Genomic DNA, 18,449 nt, shown 5'->3' with positions numbered 1-18,449 from the left:
AATGATTATTCGTCGACCTCCCTATCAGCGAGATGATCTTATTCAGTGCTTGAGCGTCAGGGTCGGGGCTTTTTTCCAGAATAGGTTTCAGTTGGGTAAGGTGGTCTTCCAAACTCATAGAGGTATTACTGGCCGATGCGCCTATTGCCCCGAGAGGCGTATTGATTTCGTGAGCAATACCTGCGATCAGTTGACCAAGTGCTGCAATTTTTTCTGAGTATATTAACTGCTGTTGGCTTTCTTCTACTTTTTTGAAGGCGTTAAGTAACTCTTCGTTCTTCTTATGCAGCGCCTTTGTTCGCTCATTAACTTTTGCGTCAAGCGTTAAATTATATTGCGCTTGTTCTAGGTAATTTTCTTCCAGGTTTTTAGCCATGTCGGTGAAGTTATGACTGAGTTCGGCAATTTCATCAGTACCAGTTATTGCGGCGTTATGGACTTTAGTGAAGTTTCCGTTTGCAATTTCTTTGGTGTAAGCGCTTAAACGCACTATGGGCTCAACTAAGCGCTCTGCTAACTGAGAGATCAGCACAAAGGCGACTAACAAAATCGCTCCGGCACTATAAAATGCCTTGTTCGTTTGTTCTTCTTGTAGTTGAGTATTTTCTGCAATAGATTGGGTGATCACTTTGTTCAGTTTTTTCAGCGAATATAGAAGGTAAATATCACCCCAGTGGGATTCTCCAATAGTTATCGGTACGCGGTATTCAAGTGAAGAGATCGGAAGAGCGCTGTCTTCAGGGTTATTAATCCCGAGGACTGAAATACTATCAGGGGTTTTTATGCTCACCTGACTAATGCTGCCATGATTTGTCGGCTGATAGGGTAGCTGTTGCTGCAACGGATCTGATGTGTGGATAAATACTTTGCCGTTTTTGGATACTAAAATAGCTTGCTGCAGCTCTGGTGTGTTGTTGACAGAATCGTTAATAATTTGGGTTAGAGAAAAAAGATTGAACGATGCCAGGTTTTCTGCGATCGAGCTACTCAACGCTTGGGCTTGGACGAGTGCTTGTTGGTTGAGGTTATGTTTTAGCAGAACGATACGCTTCTCTAACTCGGTATCAAATGCTTGCTTGTGTAGGTTTATTTGAAGGTGAGTGCTGACATAAAGCACAAGTAAAAGTGCACTAGCAATGATGAAAAGTAGTTTGTTGCGAATTCCCATGCTTAGACTTCTGTCTCCGTACAGCTACTTATTGGATAAATGCTCTCTTAAGCAGGTGAGTATATCCTCTATTTCCCAGGGCTTGCCAAAACAGGCGGCAAGATTCGCTTGTTCATAGGCTTCTTGGACTGCTGAGCTATCGGCATGACCCGTGAGTATTATCTTGATGATATCAGGGAACATGGCATGAACGTCAATCAAGAACTTATCGCCTTTGGTAACAGGCATAATGTAGTCCGAAATGATGGCTACAATCTGTTCACCATCTTTAAAGGGCCTGTACCATCGCGATACGATGCATTGAGCTTCCTTGATTGGTCACTTCCGATGCCTGCGCTTAGTGTTGTTTCTTGTGTATTCTGAGCCGTTTTGGTGATGATGTTAATTACGGCGACAAAAGCATTGGCTCCGTAGAGTGCTGAGCCAGGGCCACGGACAATTTCTACCCGGCTAATGTCATCGACAATAAAGTTGTTGTAAGAGCTTAGTGCACCACCATTTACCAGGTTGTTATTGTTAGCGTGGCCATTGATTAGAAATAATACTTTTTCACTGAAGTCTGTTTTTAGCCCTCTTATCTCGAGGGTAGACCTTCCCATATTAGTTTGGTAAACACCTAAGCCAGGTACGCGCTTTAGTGCGTCCATTAGGTTGCGCGCACCCATTCTTTTTAAGTCAGCAGCGGTAATGACGGTAACACTTGCTCCACTTTTCTTAATATCTTCCAAAGTCTTAGTTGCCGTAGAAACATAAGTCTCTGCCTGTAGCCACTGTATTTCTTCTTGTAATGGCGATACGGATTGAGCAGGGGCTAATGTTTGGGAAAGTGCTGATGCGCTAGCGGCGGCAAGAATAGCAAAGCTTATGTTTTGAAACTTTGAGCGGCGGATCATAGTGACTCCAAAATATTATTAGAATTGTCGTGGTTGATGACGTTATCTCTAGCGCGACACACCTTTCGGCGGCACGCTAGATTTTAACTATGGGAGAATGTATTGGTCTGGTTTCGCCCGCCTTCTTTAGAGGCATATAAGGCTTGGTCAGCTTGTTCAAGCCAGGTCATATAGTCGCTAGTGGCTTCAACAGCCTGACTAATTCCCAAGCTAATGGTAAATTTGATTGTTTTACCGTCATGAACAACTTCCATGGCTTCGATCTGTTTGCGAACACGTTCGCAGAAAACCATGGAATGTTCGGCATCGGTGTTACCAAGAATAACGCCAAACTCTTCACCACCGTAGCGGCCGGCAATATCAGTTTTACGAAGGTTATCCCGAAGTGCCTGAGAAACTTGCCTGATTACTTCATCGCCGGCTTGGTGACCATAGGTGTCATTTACCTTCTTGAAGTGGTCAATATCAAACATAATGACAGAGCAAGTCGTGTGATAGCGCTTATAACGGCTAAACTCTGCTTCTAGGCACTCTTCCCAATAACCTCGATTGTTTAGCCGAGTCAGGCGATCAGTTCGACTCAGCATTTCTAATTCAGAGTTCGCTCGTTCCAGTGCGTTCCGGTTCGCGGCAATATCAGTCACGTCATAGAGAATGATAGCGATATGGTTTACCGTTCCATCAGCAGATACCAAAGGTGAGATGGTCACGTTTTGGTACATGAATGGTTCTGTGCCGGTAATTGGGCGGTAGTTTTTGAATTTGAACAGATAAGGTCGCTGCTCCCAGGTCATAAAGGAGCGGTTTTTTAACATAAACACTGAATTAGATTTATGCTCTAGCCAATCTCTGGGCAAATCAGGGAATAAGTCAAAGAGATTCTTGTCTTTGGTCTGCAATGGAGTTATGCCGCTATGGCTCTCCATGAAACTGTTCCAAACTTTAATGCTAAAGTTGCGATCCAGTACCACGAGGCCGACATCGATGGTTTGCAGCATATCCATCAGCCAGTGAAATTCTTTTATATCTATCTGTGATCGTTCCATAGTTCGGCTATTAATCCATCAAGTAGGAAAGTCGTTTGTTCAAATTGTCCAGTGAATCTTCAGTGAACAGTAATAACAGGTCGCAACTAATGTTGTAGTTTTCAATTTCGTAAGTGATTTCAATGGCGAGTGTTTTCTTCCAGCGCTTGGCATTGGCTTTGATCAATTCACTTACTTTGACATGCTGCCCTAAAACAACCGGGTGCCCTTGACTGAAGGTGGTGTCGAGTTGTTGGGCAATACCGTTAGTACAGGCGCCCACTAGAATACTGGCCACTTCCATTAGTAGCTCAAGCTCAACCATGCGATCGACTTCGCCTTTGTAGTCGAGCAGCTTGGCGATATCACCAAAACTTGAATCACTGAAATTGAGCAAGGCTTCACCACTAATACCCGAACCGATAAAACCTTGGCAAACGGCAGAGTAGGTGTCTTGTTGCTCGGTGAGTGATAAGGCCATTTCTAACTCACTAACTTCGAGCAAGTTAACGTTTGGTATAGGCAGTTTTACGAAGACTTTCAAAAGCCGAGCGAGTAGGTCAGCTGCTTGTCCCATTGCGACATTCGCTATTTCTTGCATGCAGTCGCGGGTGCCAATATTGCCGATTTCACCTTTCTTAATTATCGGTGCTCTTGCAGGCGTAGCAGGAGCGGCTGAGGGCTCTGGTGCTCTGTAAAGGCCAAATTTCTCAAGTAGCTCTGTGAGCGCTTCAGTCGAAGTAGGTTTCTTAATGAAGTCGATTGCGCCTAGAGCCTTAACGCGTTCATGTGCTTCAGGTTGAATATCTCCTGATACGACAATTACCATCGTTGGCAAATCTTGTTTCTGAATCTGCTCTAAGGTTTCATAACCATCCATGACTGGCATGTTGAGGTCGAGAAACATAATGTCTCCCAAACCCTCTTTAATGGCTGCCAATGCTTCTTCACCATGTTTCGCAAATGAAACTTCTATTTCCCAGTCACTTGGCAAGGTTCTCGCCATTTGCTTTCTAGCTACGCTGGAGTCGTCGCAGATCAGGACGCGTGTTGTCATATGAAAAGGTCTTTCCACGGGATGTATTTATGATTACTAATTAAAGTGCATGAATGCCCATTCAGCAAGTCTTCAGGATAATTAAAGTTCCATATTCAGAGCAGTCATGACCCCATGCTCTGAATGGGGTATACTGGAGCGTTTATTAGTCTCAGGTATTAGTCTGGAAATCCAATTTAACAGGGTTTCTGGGCTGTAAGTGTGTGTCGACGGAGTCTTTTAGGTGAGTGATATTAAGAGCAGGGTGAACACTTATTTGTATGCAGCACAAACACAAGCAAAGCAGGCAGAGACAAGTACTAATGCTGCGCTTGCACAGGCTGCCGTTGTTGGCGCTAGTTTGAGTTTGAAGTATGCCTGGGAAGCCTGGCTAGAAGAATTATCAGCCTATTTAAAGATCCCTGCTGACGCCTTGCAAGATGAGTCTTCAGAATTGGCGCAGAATATGCCCGATTGCCAGTTCCTGTTTGCGCAGAAGCAGGAGCAAGGAAGTTGGTATCAACGCTTGTTGGCTTTATCTGTTGACCCTCTGCTCTACAGAGAAAATTCGCCGCATTCTAGGCAAGCAGCTAGCACAGAAGCAAGTGTGCCTCGAATTGAGGTTATTAATTTGACCGAGACAGCTATTGAAGGTGATAGAGAGCTGACTTTGTTAGAACTTATTGAAGAAGTAAAAACTTATATTCAGCAAAGGCGAGAGCAACAAACAGAATGGTAAAGAAGGCCGCAGGTACTATATAACTTACCTGGTGAGCAGGTTTCTATATAAATTTGGAGTTTGAATGAGTAGCGCATTTTTAGAGATAGTTGAATTAGAAAACGGTAGCTTCGCCTTGAAGCGAATGGATGATGACGGCGAATTCTTGGTCGAAATCCAATTTTCAGAAGAGGTTGAAGGCTTTTTGGGGGAGCATAAAGCAGCGATAGCGAAAGCAATGATCGGTGCGGGTGTTCAAGCTGCCGGGGCACTATCTAAATCGATTGTCGAAGCTGAAGAAAAAGAGCGTGAAGACCGTATATTACATTAATTCGAACAACCCTCGGTTGGACAAAAAACATAAGAGATATAGTTAGGAGTTAGTATGGAACTGGTACAGTTTGAGTTGCAAGATAAAGTAGCCACGATCAAAATTCAAAACGGTAAGGTGAATGCAATTTCTCACCAGGTCATTGCAGAATTGAATGAAGCGCTTGATCATGCTGAAGAGACCGGAGCGGTGGTTATTATCACTGGTCAGGAAGGTATATTCTCGGGTGGATATGATTTGAAAACCATGCAGAAGAGTATGGATCATGCGACTGCGCTTGTGGCAGAAGGTTCTACTTTAACGCGTAGAATGTTGGCTTTTCCTACGCCAATTATTGCTGCATGTAGCGGTCATGCGATTGCCAAAGGCTCCTTTATTCTTTTATGTAGCGATTACCGTATTGGTGCTAAAGGTCCATTTAAGCTAGGTCTGAATGAAGTGGCGATTGGTATGACAATGCACCAGGCAGGCATTGAAATGGCGCGTGGTCGTATCCCGACAAACTACTTTAATCGCTCGGTAATGAATGCAGAAATCTTTGATGTTGAAACGGCTGTTGATGCAGGATTTTTGGATAAGCTTGTCGATGCAGATCAGCTAATGACTGAAGCTAAAGCGTTGGCTGAAGAGTATAAAAAGCTGAATATGAAGGCTCATCACGGTACTAAGCTAAAATCACGCAAAGCCTTACTGGAAGCAATGGATGCTGCGATTGAAGTCGATCGTACGACGACTTTCTAAACCTTCCTTGTTACATAGAGGGCTTCGAGCCCTCTACCGAATGACCTTCACAACTTGAGACTCAACATGCATATTCATATTTTAGGTATTTGTGGCACCTTTATGGGAAGCTTGGCGGTGCTGGCCAAAGAGATGGGTATTAAAGTGACTGGCTGTGATCAGGGTGTTTATCCACCAATGAGTACGCAGTTGGAGTCTCAAGGCATTGAGCTAATTTCCGGCTTTTCGGTAGATCAGTTAGAACTTGGTGCAGATCTTTATGTTATCGGTAATGCTATCAGTCGTGGCAACCCCTTGCTGGAAGCTATTCTCAATCAAGGTTTGAAGTATACTTCCGGGCCAGGCTTCTTGGCAGATCATATCTTGCCAGGAAAGTGGGTGATGGGTGTTGCCGGTACGCATGGCAAAACCACCACCAGCAGTATGCTTGCCTGGATTTTGGAATATACGGGTATGTCGCCTGGCTTCCTGATTGGAGGCGTGCCTGAAAACTTTCCTTGTTCGGCCCGCTTGGGTGAAACGCCGTTCTTTGTCATTGAAGCCGATGAGTACGATAGCGCCTTCTTTGATAAGCGTTCGAAATTTGTCCATTATCGCCCTCGCACTTTTATTGTTAATAACCTTGAGTTCGATCATGCAGACATCTTCGCTGATCTTGCTGCAATCCAGACTCAATTTCACCATGTTATTCGAACCATTCCAGAAAATGGGCGAGTAATTTATCCAGAGAATGTGACGGCCATTGATCAGGTAATCGAAAAAGGTTGCTGGTCTGAGCAGGAAGTATTTTCTGATGATCAAAGTACAACAGATAAAGCTATCTGGAAAAAGCTAAGTGAGTCAGGCAGTTCATTTCAACTGATCTTGGCAAATGAAACCGTACAAGTCGATTGGAACATGACTGGCGACCATAATGTTCAAAACGGTGTTGCAGCAATGCTGGCTGCTCGCCATGTTGGCGTAAGTCTAAAACATGGTGCCGAGGCCTTATCCTGTTTTGGTGGTGTGAAGCGACGCATGCAGTTGTTGGCTTCGGTTAATGATGTACATGTTTATGATGACTTCGCCCATCACCCGACGGCTATCCAAACCACCTTGGCTGGCTTGCGTAATAAGGTTGGTCAGGATAAGATGATTATTGCGCTAATCGAACCTCGTTCAAATACCATGAAGATGGGTGTTCATGCTCAGACGCTATTAGCCAGTGCTGAAGAGGCCAATCATGTGGTTTGGGCAGACTTGTCGGATATGACTTGGTTGGATGACTTGATTGCTCAAACGGCAAGCAAGCAAAGCACTAAGCATGAGCTTGGCAATACCCTTAATGACTTAATCAATAAGGTAAAGTCTAAGCTCTCGGGTGAAAGTCATATTGTGATCATGAGCAATGGCGGCTTCGCAGGTATTCATGGCAAGTTAGTGGAAGCGCTAGAGGAACAGGTGAATGACTAAGGTGGTCGAACCGGTATCAATAGCGATTACTGGTGCATCGGGCGCGCAGTATGCTCTGCGCTTGATTGAATGTTTACTAAAGCAGAGCGTGCCGGTTTACCTGATGGTGAGCAAGGCAGCGCATATTGTAATCGCCACAGAAACCGAATATAAGTTGCCCGCACAAGCAGCACAAATGGAATCCTTCCTCAGTGACCATTTTTCTGCCGAGCCCGGAATGATTCGTGTTTTTGGCAAAGAGGATTGGATGTCTCCTTTAGCATCTGGCTCCGGTGCACCGAGTCGAATGGTGGTTTGCCCATGTAGTACAGGGTCCTTATCAGCCATCGCAACGGGAGCAAGTAATAACCTGATCGAACGTGCCGCTGACGTGGCTTTGAAAGAGCGTCGTCAGTTGATACTAGTTCCCAGAGAAGCACCTTACTCAGAAATTCACCTAGAGAATATGCTCAAGCTCACGCGTATGGGGGCAGTTATCCTCCCGGCAAGCCCAGGTTTTTACCATCAACCAAAGTCTATCGAAGATATGGTCGACTTTGTTGTAGCACGTATCTTATCTCAATTGGGCTTGGAACAGTCTTTGATGCCGAAATGGGGTGAGTAAGTTTTCAACGGGGTCAGACTCGATTGAAACTCTTCGTAGTTAGAACATTCCACGGCTCGCTGGCGGTTTAGCACGGGGAAAGTTTTTTCGAGGGGGAATCTGCTTAAGCTTTGATATGCTTAATATCGTCTCCAGTCAGCTCAAAAGCCTGTCCAAAGCCTTTCACATAAGTACCTGAAACCGCAGTTAGTCTGAATAGATGAAAGTCGGGTAGAGAGCGAAGCAGCTTCACTGTATTTCCATGACGTTTTTCAAAGCCATCAAGAATATTGTTCCATTCAGGGTCTTCTTGCTTGAGTTCTTCTGCTTTGCACTTAAGGTTTAGTCGCTTGCGGGCAAAAACGTTTTTGCTCTTGTCTTCATCTTCAATGATCAAAATAGAGAGACTGGGGTGAGCAAGTAAATTGTGCGTGTGTGTCGCAAGCTGACTGATAAAAATGTAGTAAGCTGAGCCCGTTTTCAGAAAGGGGGTATAGCTGATGCACGGCTCTTTATCTTTTCCAAGTGTTGCTAATTGGAGTGTCTGAATTTGCTCGTTGAGTTCAGCGATTTCAGTTTGAATTTGCTCTGTACTGATTTCAGGGTTCTTTGCCATGGTGTTTACTTTTCTAGCTGTTTTATCGCGCCTTGCATCATTGCTGAGTTAAGCACTTGTGTGCCCCGCTTAGAACGATTTGCCTCAAGAATCAGTGCAGCGGCAACATCGTGAGCTTGAATCGCTTTTAAATTGCCAGGGAGTATGCCCATAAATACTTCACCTAGCTTTTCAGCTGGACGAAATTCACCTCTGTCGCCGAGTAATAGGCTAGGCCTAGCAAGTGCTATATGAGGATAATTGAGCTCAAGTAGCTGATGTTCCAGTTCGCCTTTCATTTGCATATAGTAGGAGAACGCTTTCACCTTGGCACCATGCGCAGAGACAAGGCCATAATAGCGAGCGCCGTTCTGAAGACCTAGCCGTGCAACATTCAAAGGAAAGGTGACATCTATTTCGTAGTAAGCTTCTTTATTTGGCGTTTTACGAGTAGTAGAACCCAGGGCGCAAAATATATCGTCTACTTTTTTGGGTTCGGGAGCGCTGAGCTCACGGTAGTTGACTGGCCATTGTTCAACCTTAGGCAGCTTGGCCCAAGAGGCACTTGAAGGTGAGCGGACGAAAGCAACAACACGTTCATAAGCGGGATGTTGATTGAGCAAAGAAACCAAATGACTACCGATTAGTCCGTTTGCGCCAGCAACCCATGCTGTTTTCCCCATGAACTTCTCCATTTACGTATCACTTGCTTGAGCTTGAAACAAAAAAGGCTTTGAAACAGTGCTTCAAAGCCTTCTAGTAATTTATGATTGAAATTAACGGCCAGACCAGTTTGGCGGACGTTTTTCAAGGAAGGCACGTAAGCCTTCTTTTTTGTCGGCTGTTTCGATCAAGGCTGCTTGAGCAAACTTTTCCATAGCCAAGCCAGAGTGTTGTCCTGCCTCAAGGCCATAGTTGACCATCGACTTCATAAACTGAGGAACGAGTGGCGCAAACGCGGCAATTTGACCTGCCATTTTATGTAGCGTCGGCATAAGATCTTCTGGCTCAAGCAAACGGGTAATTAAGCCTATTTGATAAGCGCGGTCAGAATCAATGGTTTCACCCATTAATAACATTTCCATGCCCCAAGCTTTACCAACAATACGTGGTAAACGCTGAGTTGCACCACCACCAGGAATAATACCTAGCTTGCCTTCAGGTGTTGCATATTTGGAGTTAGTCGTACCGATACGAATATCGCAACCCAGTGCCAGCTCCAAGCCACCGCCCATACAGATACCATTGATGGCGGCGATAGATACTTTCTCACTACGCTCACAGCGTTCAGCAAAACCTTGAACAATCGGTTCAAGTGCTTTCTTAATATCTCGGTGTTCTACTTCGTTAAGGTCTGAACCTGAAGCAAAGGCTTTCTCGCCCGCACCGGTTAAACCGATAACGCGAACCTGAGGGTCGGCTTCAGCTTCAGCAAAAGCGTTATGAAGGTCATCCAGCGTCGCTAACGACACCGCGTTATGCTTTGTTGGTCTGTTAAGGGTGATTAATCCCAGAGGACCAATTACTTCATAAAGTATATTTTCGTACGCCATTGCCACAAAATCTCAAAACAAATTAGTTTACATACAGCATGTTAACAGAAGTTTGTATCCCGACACCGAGGCGATTGGCCTAATGCTCTGTTAACACTTTAATCTAAGGGGTAAGCAAGTTACATAATGGTGACGCGCCCGTCAACCTATTATGGGCGATATGCGCTATTTGAATGGCCATATCGTCTTCTTTATAAATCAATTTATTTGCCAGATAGGGGGCGCTATCTTTACAATACGCCCACATTTATATCGACGTATTATTTCGCTAGGAAAAAATAATGACTCAAACATACAAGATTGCGGTTCTCGCAGGTGACGGCATTGGCCCAGAAATTACAGAGCAGGCTTTGCGTGTATTAAAGCTAATTGAAGAAAAACGTGATGTTGTTTTTGATTGCATCGACGGCCCATTCGGAGCCAGTGCTTACTTCTCACATGGTAAGTCTTTCCCTCAGGAAACGATTGATCTATGTGATACAGCGGATGCAATTCTTAAAGGCCCAATCGGCTTGAGCCATGAAGAGTCTGAGAAGATTCCTGTAGAAGAGCGTCCTGAGCGTGGTGCTTTATTACCAATGCGTCGTCGTTTGAATACCTATGCAAACTTTCGCCCGATTTCTTTGCCAGCAGGTATGGCTCATTTCTCACCACTTAAAAAAGAAGTAGTGGGCAATGGTATCGACATCATGTTGATTCGTGAATTGATCGGTGGTCTTTACTTCGGTGGAAAAGAAAGTGGTAAGACTGAAGATGGCCTTCGCTATGTAAAAGAAACCTTGGATTACGATGAAAGCCAGATCCGACAGATTTTGGAAGTTGCTTTTAAAGAATCTATGAAGCGTAAGAAAGTTCTTCACAATATTCACAAGAGTAATGTATTGATCTCTTCTGTACTTTGGAACGAAGTGCTTGAAGAAGTTGCTAAAGATTACCCTGAAGTAGAAGTCATTCACATGTTGGTTGATGCAGCTGCGACTCACCTATGTTTGAACCCAGGTCAGTTTGATGTCATGGTCATGGAAAACATGTTCGGTGATATCTTGAGTGACCAGGGTGGCGGTATTCTTGGTTCTCTAGGTCTAATGCCATCAGCATGTATGGGGCCTGAGAAAGCATACTACGAACCTTCTCACGGTTCTGCACCAGATATTGCTGGCCAAAACAAAGCTAACCCATACTCAATGATTGGTTCTGTTGCATTGATGCTGGACATGAGTTTTGGTTTGGAAGAAGAAGCGAAAGCGGTTTGGACTGCTATGCAGAGCGTCTTCGAAGCAGGCTTCTCTACAAGTGACTTGTCTAAGCCTGGTCAGGGCATCGAGATTCTAAGCACAACAGAGTTTGCTGATAAGGTAATGGCTAAGTTGGAAGAATTGCTATAAACCAGCAAAGAAATTAAAAAAGGGGAGCCATAGCGGTTCCCCTTTTTTGTTCTTGTAGGCAGAGCCTTCCACGGCTCGCTGACGGGGTAGCACGGGGCAGGCTCTACTTGGGAAACAACTCAACAATCTCCGCACTTTCCGCAGGCTTGCTGCTTTGCTCCTGTAAATACTTTCGTGGGTTTGCCAATGCCAGTTGTAGTTCCACAAACGAATCATGCATCATTTCTGAAAGTCTCATACAGGACGATAATGGGCTTCTGGCACCTTGCCTGGCCATATTTATCCTGAACTGCACTCCTTTCAAACGGCGCTGAAGTTCAATAGGTGCTTGCTCGATTGCTTGTTGATAGAGCTCTTCACGGTAACGCTCAAATGCTTCTGGCTTGTTCGAAGCTAAGTATCTTAGTTTATCAAAATCGATCGGGACGATACGAGAGTCCTGATTACCTAAGTGAGAAGACTCCGCTTCTTTAAAGTTTGATCCATCGTGCACGGTAACGACCTCTTACTGTTACAAAGTGTTAGCGATATTTTATCGGTGCGATCAAAAACTGTACAGCTAGAAGGTGTGGGCAGGTCCACGAATTTACAAGATCTCTGCAAAATTTTGTGAAATCACTTAGATAATAGCGGTGATGATTTTGATGCCAGTTTTTCAAGCACTATAAAGTGATTATTCGTCTAAGTTGTGCGCAAGCTTCGTATGATAAAAATGTGGCTTTGTAAATCTTATAGTCAATGTTTCAAGTGAGTTAACATTTGGCTTTATTACTTCAAGACTTCTGCAATAATACTGGCAATATCTATAGTGTTTGTTGAGTGGGGGACGGTGTTACAAGTTAGTATGTCTTTGATCGGTGCTTTAGACATTTCACAGTATGCATCTTCAGAGAAAAGTGCGTGCACACCAATGCATATAGGCTCTTGTAAACCTTCGGCTACAAGCGCTTCGGCAGTACGAATCATGGTCCGACCTGTCGAGATAATATCGTCAATAAGTACGGGGGTTCTTTGTGCAAAGTCTTGAGCATTTGGGCTCGAAACTTCTACGTTCTTATCGCCGAAACGTTGTTTTTCTAGAATTAAGTAGGGGCAGCCAATCATGTCTGCTGCCGCCGCAGCCCATTGCTCACTTTCACTGTCAGGGCCAACCACCAAGGGGGTCTCAATATTTTCTTTAACCCATGAGGCTATTAAAGGGTTAGCTTGCAGAGTGTGTGTTTCCATTGTGTAAATTTCACCCAGTGAATGGTAGCGATGCAGGTGAGGGTCGATGGTGATTAAGCGATCTAAATACTGATTTAACAACTTAGCGTAATAGCGTGAAGTCAGAGCCTCTCCTTCGTGAAACTTAATATCCTGACGCATATAGGGAAGATAAGGACAGACTAAGGTAGTACTGGCTATTCCAAGCTCGCGTAAGGTTTCGCAAAGATAAACCAAGGGTAGAAACTTTGAATTTGGCTGGTGCATATTCGAGACTATAATGGCTTCACGCTGCTGGTAATCGCTATGTACTCTCATGTAAGTTTCACCATCAGGGAACTGGCGGTGTTCCAACTTGGCAGGTTCTGCATTTAACTCCGTAGATAGCGCAGCGAATAGCTCAGGTGCAGCGTAGAGGTCAAAAATTAAAGGTTTCATAGAGTTTCTTCCTCAATTCGAATAGCATCAGGGTGAGCGCTTAGAAAGTCGATCGCATATTCAAGTTCACCTTTTGTTTCTGCGTGCAGTTCAAAAAGTGGTGTACCAATATCGACTATATCCCCTAAATGGGTCTTAAAGAGTATACCGGCGGCAGCTGCAGAGGGCGCGCCAGCGAGTTTAGCCAGTTTACTGATAAAGCGGTTATTGATGTAACAAACTATACCCTGTTTATCCGAGAATACCTCATGACGATAGGGGGCCTTGGGTGGTTCCCTCATACCTCCCTGCGCCTCACATATAGCTTGGAATTTTGTCCAGGCTTTGCCTGAATCCAGAATTTCTGTGGCCCTATCAAGGCAGTGATTCGGCTCTGCCGCATCGCCCATTTCCAAAATCTTTGCAGCAATCAGTAGTGCTCTCTGTCTTAGGTCTTGAGGTGCTAGCGGGCTATTTTGTAGTACGGTTAAAATATCTTGCGCTTCCAAGGCAGGGCCGATGCCGAAACCCACGGGTTGTTGGCCATCTGTCATTAGGCAGGATATTTTTAATCCTAAGGCTTCACTGCTTCGTTCTAGCTGTGTCGATAGTTTTGTCGCGTAGTCCATATCGCGAACTTTGGCGGTAATGCCAACCGGCAAATCGATTAAGGCATGTGTTGACCCGGCAGCCACTTTTTTGGATATCACCGATGCGACCAATTGGCCTTCGCTATCAAGGTCGAGTGCACGTTCGACACGAATCAGAATATCATCTGCCGGGCTAAGGCTAACTGAGCCTCCCCAGGCAATACAGCCGCCTTCTTGTTCAACTACTGATCTCATTTGCTCAATGCTCAAGGTCACGGGAGCAAGAGTTTCCATGGTGTCGGCGGTACCGGCAGGTGAGGTAATACCGCGTGAGGAAGTTTTCGGCATGATCAAACCGGCAGCACTTACAATAGCGACGACGATGGGTGTCGTTCTATTGCCAGGTAAGCCTCCAACACAGTGCTTATCCATCACCTTTTCACTGCCCCACTCGAGTTGACTACCTGCATCGACCATGGCCTTGGTAAGGGAAATAATTTCGTCGGTATTGAGTCGGTTTCCTGCACAAGCGGTGACAAAGGCGGCTAGCTGAATGTCAGAATAGTAGCCTCTCGTGATATCGTGAATAATATGCTTGCTAGAGTAGTCGTTAAAACTATTACCGTAGACTTTGCCGCGAACTGCGCTCATCGAATCGGCCGGTTTTGCATGGGAAAAGTAAGCCCGTTCGCCTTCATCGGCACTCAGTAATTTCCATGCCGACTCGGACAGGCCAACCTCCTGACGAGACAAGTCTCCATTAGTCACCATATTTACTGTTGCAATAATGCTGTTCTTTTCAGTGGTGATACGCACACGACTTTGGGCATAAAATCCCTCAGAGCGACAGACGTGGCAATTTTTATGCATATAAATGACAGGCTCTTGATGCGTGTCGATATGCATTCGTTTTAATTGCAGGAAGTTAAGTTCCTGTTGGGCAGTTTTGTTGGGCTCACTGGTGCGGCTCATTGCGTTACCTGATTTTTCTTATACGAATATTCATAAAATAACATGAAATTATTCATGGGCGTCAATAATTGATGTCGTGACTTGATATCGGTCGGTTCATGGAGCGTTTTAACACTATATTATTGTAGCCAGAGTCTTCTACTGTTAACTGGCCGTGAGGTTCGGGGAAGGTTCATGTGAGGAGTGGAACTCCTTGCCTAGCTTAACTGAGTGATGGCTTCCTCAAAACATATATACATTTTAGGCCTTGATTTTGTATGCTTGGAATAACGAGTCTAAGGATAAGAGCATGTTAAAAATAAAATTTATCGGTGGTGCTGGTACAGTTACAGGTTCCAAATACCTTCTGACTATAAACGACAAGAAAGTCCTGGTTGACTGCGGTATGTTTCAAGGGGTAAAAAACCTACGAGACAAGAACTGGCAACCGTTTCCGATCGATGCCTCAAGTCTCGACGTTATCTTACTGACTCATGGGCATGTAGATCATAGTGGTTATATTCCTGCTCTTAAGAAGGCCGGATTCAAGGGTGTAATCTATTGTAGTAGTGGTACCTTAGACCTGTGTGGTGTGCTTCTACCTGACGCCGGTTTCCTTCAGGAAGAAGATGCTCGCTACGCAAATCGAAAAAGATTCTCTAAGCACTCTCCTGCGTTGCCTCTTTATACGGAAGAGGATGCGAACGCATCGCTGGAATTATTTGAACCTGTCTCGATGAATAAGGAAATAGAGATCCTTAAAGGGGTGCAGGTTGAATTCAAGCCGGTTGGGCATATCCTGGGTGCCGCCTCTATTCGACTTAGCGCCTTGGGAAGAAGCATAACCTTTAGTGGAGACGTTGGTCGCTCTGATGACTTGGTAATGAAAGCGCCTCAAAAGCTAAGTGAAACAGATTACTTGGTGGTAGAGTCGACTTATGGTGATCGACTACATGAAGATATCGATGCCTTTGCATTCTTTGAAGAAATCATCAATAAAACCAGTAAGCGCGGTGGCATTGTCTTGATGCCTTCCTTTGCGGTTGGCCGTACGCAAATTAATCTTCATATTCTTCAAGAGCTTAAGAAACAGGGGCGAATACCTGACTTACCCATATTTCTCAATAGCCCCATGGCGATTACGGCGACCGAGATCTATTGTCGGCACAATAAAGAGCACAAGCTTAGTGCCAGCCAGTGTGCTGAAATAGACCATGGAACTCATTTTGTACGCACCGCTGAAGAGTCTATCGCACTTAATGGCAGTTCTTATCCTTCAGTAATCATCTCTGCCAGCGGTATGGCAAGTGGTGGCAGAGTTTTACACCACTTAAAAAATCTCTTACCGCATCATCAGCACAGTATCGTTTTTATCGGATTTCAGGCACCTGGAACGCGAGGTGATACCCTGGTCAGTGGTGCTGCTGAAGTCAAAATACACGGCCAGTACTACCCTGTGAAAGCGGAGGTTTATCATAGTGGTAGCCTGTCTGCCCACGGCGACTATCAAGAAATTATTGACTGGTTGCGTGCGTCAAAGATCTCCCCCAAGCAAGTGTTCGTTACCCATGGTGAGCGTAGTGCCTCTGACTCAATGCGTATGAAGATAAAAGAGCAGTTGGGTTTGAAAGCTTGTGTACCGGAGCCTGGTCAGGAATTTGAACTGAATTAGTAAATAGTCTCGGTCAATAATTAAGGTTGGATATGGAGCAATTTCAGTTACTAGAGTTTATTTCAGGAATCGGGGTATTTCTATTTGGTATTGATCAACTAGAGAAGGCCTTGAAGGCTTTAAGCAGTCGTTCCTTGAAAGTCATGCTGCGCAAGCATACAACTCATCCTTTAAAGTCGATACTAGGTGGGACGGTCGCAACAGCCATTCTGCAGAGCAGTTCGGTTGTTGGCTTAATGACGCTGGCCTTTGTCGGGGCCGGTATTCTCGATATGCGCAATGCGCTGGGGATCATTCTAGGGTCTAATCTGGGAACAACGTTTACCGGCTGGATCGTTGCAACCTTGGGCTTTAAGCTCAGTTTGTCTGCTTTCTATCTACCGATGCTGGGTCTGGGGTGTTTAGGTTTAGTTAGCTTTGGTGATGATAAAAAGCTCCGTCACATGAGTCGCCTATTAATGGGCTTAGGGCTGTTGCTGATGGGCTTGGTGCTGATGAAAGATAGCATTGAGGCTTTTTCGCAAAGCTTCGATGTCTCTATATTCAAAGAGTATGGAATTTTTGTTTTTTTTCTAGTGGGCGTTATCTTCACGGCCATCATTCAATCCAGCTCCGCGACAATGATGATCACCTTGAGTGCACTTAATGCTCAAATAATTGGATTAGATCAAGCGGCGGCATTAGTGATCGGTGCAGACCTAGGAACCACCGGCACTGTTATGCTCGGTGCCTTAAAAGGAACGCCAATTAAAAGGCAGGTGGCAGCAGCGCACTTCTTTTTCAACCTGATCACCGATTTATTGGCACTCCTATGTTTGCCTTTGCTGTTGAAAATTATCAATGATGTCTACCAAGTCGAAGACCCTTTACTTGGTTTGGTCGCCTTCCACAGTACCTTTAATGTAATTGGTATTTGCCTCTTTATTCCCTTTTTGGGGGCATTTGCACGCATGCTGGAAAGGCTCTTCAAAGAAGATACCAGTGCCATTAATTGCCATATCAAGTCAATTCCAGAAGGTGAAGTGGAAGAATCCCTCTTGGCCCTGGAGTCAGAGTCAATTCATCTATTTAGCCGTGTATTGGTGTTAAATCTGGCCTGTTTTAATATTAATACCCTTAATATTAAACAAAGTAAATTGATTGGCTCAGAGCCGGAGAATGCAGGGTATTTGAATGATACGGATCAGTTTGATGATGGCTATGAAGATATTAAACAGCTAGAAGGTGAGGTCGTAGAGTTTGCTTATCGTGTGCAGAAAGGGCGCGTTGAAACAGATCAATCTGAGCGTATTGAGCAGATATTGGAAGCAATTCGAAATGCCACCTATGCCGCCAAGGAGGTTAAAGATATTCGTCATGATCTAAGCTATCTCAGACAGTCTGATAACCTCTTTATTTATAATACCTATCAACAAATTATTGCTCAGGTAGAGGCTTTTTATTCCGGGGTGAGTGACTTATTTAACCATCGCAATGAGGTGGTTTTGTTAGAAATGTACACGGAGCTTAAACGTAATACTGATGAGCATAAACAAGTCGTAACCCAAGCGATATATTCCGATAGTCAGGAACACAAATTGACGGAGCAGGATCTATCAACCATGTTGAATACAGTGGGTGAGGTGAGCTTATCGCAAACTTTGTTACTAAGAGCGATGCAAAGCTATTTGTTCTCGGAAGCCTCTAGTCGTAACTTGGCATCGGCTGTTTAGAAAGGTGAGTCTATGAAGCTGGTTTTTATACATGGCTCGGGTATGAATAGTGTGGTTTGGGAGCAGCAGCTTGTGCATTTCAGCCACTCGGAAGCGGTTGATTTACCGGGACATCCTAATGGCCCAAAGCTTAAAACTATGGAAGACTATGTACAGTCTGTTGGCACTTATCTCGATACGCTAGACGATGTCATACTGGTCGGGCACTCCTTAGGTAGTGCCGTGGTACTGGCTTTGGCAGCGCAAGGGCACCGCTCGCTCAAAGGGATGGTTCTAATCGGTGCAGGTGCTCGTTTAAAAGTTCTGCCAACTTTATTAGATAAACTTACTGACCTGTTCGCTAAAGGGGACGACAGGATTCCCGAGTCTGTGCTGGCAATGAATCATAGCATTGATGAGCCGCTACGCAGTAAAATTAATG

20 protein-coding genes are annotated in these 18,449 nt (G+C 44.8%); 9 read left to right on the top strand and 11 right to left on the bottom strand.

Annotation, left to right across the window (positions count from 1 at the left end; all coding sequences use genetic code 11):
* From A3735_RS13585 to A3735_RS13565, 5 genes are all read right to left on the bottom strand, one after another.
* Positions 1–1,168, bottom strand: a 1,168-nt coding sequence (locus A3735_RS13585) for a HAMP domain-containing protein (RefSeq protein ID WP_156499653.1), incomplete at its 3' end; no start/stop codon positions are given.
* 24 nt (positions 1,169–1,192) lie between these two features.
* Entirely contained in the window at positions 1,193–1,396 is a 204-nt protein-coding gene (locus A3735_RS13580) for a hypothetical protein (RefSeq protein WP_068510480.1), read from the bottom strand.
* A gap of 20 nt (positions 1,397–1,416) precedes the next feature.
* A complete protein-coding gene (locus A3735_RS13575; protein WP_068510482.1) occupies positions 1,417–2,061 on the bottom strand; it encodes a TonB-dependent siderophore receptor in 645 nt (214 codons plus the stop codon).
* 83 nt (positions 2,062–2,144) lie between these two features.
* Complete coding sequence (locus A3735_RS13570) at positions 2,145–3,107, bottom strand: diguanylate cyclase (protein WP_068510485.1); 963 nt, start codon at positions 3,105–3,107, stop codon at positions 2,145–2,147.
* 10 nt (positions 3,108–3,117) lie between these two features.
* Positions 3,118–4,143: a response regulator gene (locus A3735_RS13565; protein ID WP_068510487.1), complete on the bottom strand. Its 1,026-nt coding sequence runs from the start codon at positions 4,141–4,143 to the stop codon at positions 3,118–3,120.
* A 223-nt stretch (positions 4,144–4,366) separates the two neighbouring features.
* Here A3735_RS13565 and A3735_RS13560 point away from each other — a divergent pair, with 223 nt between their 5' ends.
* From A3735_RS13560 to A3735_RS13540, 5 genes are all read left to right on the top strand, one after another.
* Entirely contained in the window at positions 4,367–4,861 is a 495-nt protein-coding gene (locus tag A3735_RS13560; protein WP_068552970.1) for a DUF6586 family protein, read from the top strand.
* Between the two features lie 64 nt (positions 4,862–4,925).
* Positions 4,926–5,171: a hypothetical protein gene (locus A3735_RS13555; RefSeq protein WP_068509110.1), complete on the top strand. Its 246-nt coding sequence runs from the start codon at positions 4,926–4,928 to the stop codon at positions 5,169–5,171.
* A gap of 54 nt (positions 5,172–5,225) precedes the next feature.
* The gene (locus tag A3735_RS13550) at positions 5,226–5,912 is read left to right on the top strand and encodes a crotonase/enoyl-CoA hydratase family protein (RefSeq protein WP_068510566.1); all 687 of its coding nucleotides are present in this window, start codon (positions 5,226–5,228) and stop codon (positions 5,910–5,912) included.
* Between the two features lie 66 nt (positions 5,913–5,978).
* Entirely contained in the window at positions 5,979–7,364 is a 1,386-nt protein-coding gene (gene mpl, locus A3735_RS13545; RefSeq protein ID WP_068510564.1) for a UDP-N-acetylmuramate:L-alanyl-gamma-D-glutamyl-meso-diaminopimelate ligase, read from the top strand.
* Positions 7,357–7,968: a flavin prenyltransferase UbiX gene (locus A3735_RS13540; RefSeq protein ID WP_068510562.1), complete on the top strand. Its 612-nt coding sequence runs from the start codon at positions 7,357–7,359 to the stop codon at positions 7,966–7,968. Before mpl ends, A3735_RS13540 begins: the two co-directional genes overlap by 8 nt.
* 103 nt (positions 7,969–8,071) lie before the next feature.
* Here A3735_RS13540 and A3735_RS13535 read toward each other — a convergent pair whose 3' ends face one another.
* From A3735_RS13535 to A3735_RS13525, 3 genes are all read right to left on the bottom strand, one after another.
* Complete coding sequence (locus A3735_RS13535; RefSeq protein ID WP_068510560.1) at positions 8,072–8,563, bottom strand: HugZ family protein; 492 nt, start codon at positions 8,561–8,563, stop codon at positions 8,072–8,074.
* A 5-nt stretch (positions 8,564–8,568) separates the two neighbouring features.
* Complete coding sequence (locus A3735_RS13530; RefSeq protein WP_068510361.1) at positions 8,569–9,225, bottom strand: NAD-dependent epimerase/dehydratase family protein; 657 nt, start codon at positions 9,223–9,225, stop codon at positions 8,569–8,571.
* Positions 9,226–9,318: 93 nt separating this feature from the next.
* The gene (locus A3735_RS13525) at positions 9,319–10,095 is read right to left on the bottom strand and encodes an enoyl-CoA hydratase/isomerase family protein (RefSeq protein WP_068510362.1); all 777 of its coding nucleotides are present in this window, start codon (positions 10,093–10,095) and stop codon (positions 9,319–9,321) included.
* 281 nt (positions 10,096–10,376) lie between these two features.
* Between A3735_RS13525 and leuB the strand changes: the two genes are divergently transcribed.
* Positions 10,377–11,480 (top strand): 3-isopropylmalate dehydrogenase, encoded by a 1,104-nt coding sequence (gene leuB / locus A3735_RS13520; protein ID WP_068510364.1) that lies wholly within the window; start codon positions 10,377–10,379, stop codon positions 11,478–11,480.
* Positions 11,481–11,583: 103 nt separating this feature from the next.
* Here the strand turns inward: leuB and A3735_RS13515 are convergent, their stop codons facing one another.
* From A3735_RS13515 to A3735_RS13505, 3 genes are all read right to left on the bottom strand, one after another.
* Complete coding sequence (locus A3735_RS13515) at positions 11,584–11,973, bottom strand: DUF3135 domain-containing protein (RefSeq protein ID WP_068510366.1); 390 nt, start codon at positions 11,971–11,973, stop codon at positions 11,584–11,586.
* 275 nt (positions 11,974–12,248) lie between these two features.
* Positions 12,249–13,124, bottom strand: a complete 876-nt coding sequence (locus A3735_RS13510; RefSeq protein ID WP_068510368.1) for a ribose-phosphate pyrophosphokinase — start codon at positions 13,122–13,124, stop codon at positions 12,249–12,251.
* Positions 13,121–14,665, bottom strand: a complete 1,545-nt coding sequence (locus tag A3735_RS13505) for a thymidine phosphorylase family protein (protein ID WP_068510370.1) — start codon at positions 14,663–14,665, stop codon at positions 13,121–13,123. The genes A3735_RS13510 and A3735_RS13505 overlap by 4 nt, the downstream gene beginning before the upstream one ends.
* A gap of 289 nt (positions 14,666–14,954) precedes the next feature.
* On the opposite strand from A3735_RS13505, the gene A3735_RS13500 reads away from it, so the two are divergent.
* From A3735_RS13500 to A3735_RS13490, 3 genes are all read left to right on the top strand, one after another.
* A complete protein-coding gene (locus A3735_RS13500) occupies positions 14,955–16,316 on the top strand; it encodes an MBL fold metallo-hydrolase RNA specificity domain-containing protein (RefSeq protein WP_068516577.1) in 1,362 nt (453 codons plus the stop codon).
* Between the two features lie 32 nt (positions 16,317–16,348).
* Positions 16,349–18,028 carry a Na/Pi cotransporter family protein gene (locus A3735_RS13495; RefSeq protein WP_068516580.1) on the top strand — a complete coding sequence of 560 codons (1,680 nt, stop codon included), beginning with the start codon at positions 16,349–16,351 and terminating at the stop codon, positions 18,026–18,028.
* A 12-nt stretch (positions 18,029–18,040) separates the two neighbouring features.
* The coding region (locus A3735_RS13490; protein ID WP_156499652.1) for an alpha/beta fold hydrolase at positions 18,041–18,449 on the top strand (409 nt) is incomplete at its 3' end.

Source organism: Oleiphilus sp. HI0061 (assembly GCF_001635675.1).
This window is presented reverse-complemented; position numbering and strand designations above follow the sequence as displayed.

Excerpts from the sequence above, each read along its gene's own strand:
- A3735_RS13580 (WP_068510480.1), bottom strand. The coding sequence starts at position 1,396 with ATGCCTGTTACCAAAGGCGATAAGTTCTTGATTGACGTTCATGCCATG.
- A3735_RS13575 (WP_068510482.1), bottom strand. The coding sequence starts at position 2,061 with ATGATCCGCCGCTCAAAGTTTCAAAACATAAGCTTTGCTATTCTTGCC.
- A3735_RS13570 (WP_068510485.1), bottom strand. The coding sequence starts at position 3,107 with ATGGAACGATCACAGATAGATATAAAAGAATTTCACTGGCTGATGGAT.
- A3735_RS13565 (WP_068510487.1), bottom strand. The coding sequence starts at position 4,143 with ATGACAACACGCGTCCTGATCTGCGACGACTCCAGCGTAGCTAGAAAG.
- A3735_RS13555 (WP_068509110.1), top strand. The coding sequence starts at position 4,926 with ATGAGTAGCGCATTTTTAGAGATAGTTGAATTAGAAAACGGTAGCTTC.
- A3735_RS13550 (WP_068510566.1), top strand. The coding sequence starts at position 5,226 with ATGGAACTGGTACAGTTTGAGTTGCAAGATAAAGTAGCCACGATCAAA.
- mpl (WP_068510564.1), top strand. The coding sequence starts at position 5,979 with ATGCATATTCATATTTTAGGTATTTGTGGCACCTTTATGGGAAGCTTG.
- A3735_RS13540 (WP_068510562.1), top strand. The coding sequence starts at position 7,357 with ATGACTAAGGTGGTCGAACCGGTATCAATAGCGATTACTGGTGCATCG.
- A3735_RS13535 (WP_068510560.1), bottom strand. The coding sequence starts at position 8,563 with ATGGCAAAGAACCCTGAAATCAGTACAGAGCAAATTCAAACTGAAATC.
- A3735_RS13530 (WP_068510361.1), bottom strand. The coding sequence starts at position 9,225 with ATGGGGAAAACAGCATGGGTTGCTGGCGCAAACGGACTAATCGGTAGT.
- A3735_RS13525 (WP_068510362.1), bottom strand. The coding sequence starts at position 10,095 with ATGGCGTACGAAAATATACTTTATGAAGTAATTGGTCCTCTGGGATTA.
- leuB (WP_068510364.1), top strand. The coding sequence starts at position 10,377 with ATGACTCAAACATACAAGATTGCGGTTCTCGCAGGTGACGGCATTGGC.
- A3735_RS13510 (WP_068510368.1), bottom strand. The coding sequence starts at position 13,124 with ATGAAACCTTTAATTTTTGACCTCTACGCTGCACCTGAGCTATTCGCT.
- A3735_RS13505 (WP_068510370.1), bottom strand. The coding sequence starts at position 14,665 with ATGAGCCGCACCAGTGAGCCCAACAAAACTGCCCAACAGGAACTTAAC.
- A3735_RS13500 (WP_068516577.1), top strand. The coding sequence starts at position 14,955 with ATGTTAAAAATAAAATTTATCGGTGGTGCTGGTACAGTTACAGGTTCC.
- A3735_RS13495 (WP_068516580.1), top strand. The coding sequence starts at position 16,349 with ATGGAGCAATTTCAGTTACTAGAGTTTATTTCAGGAATCGGGGTATTT.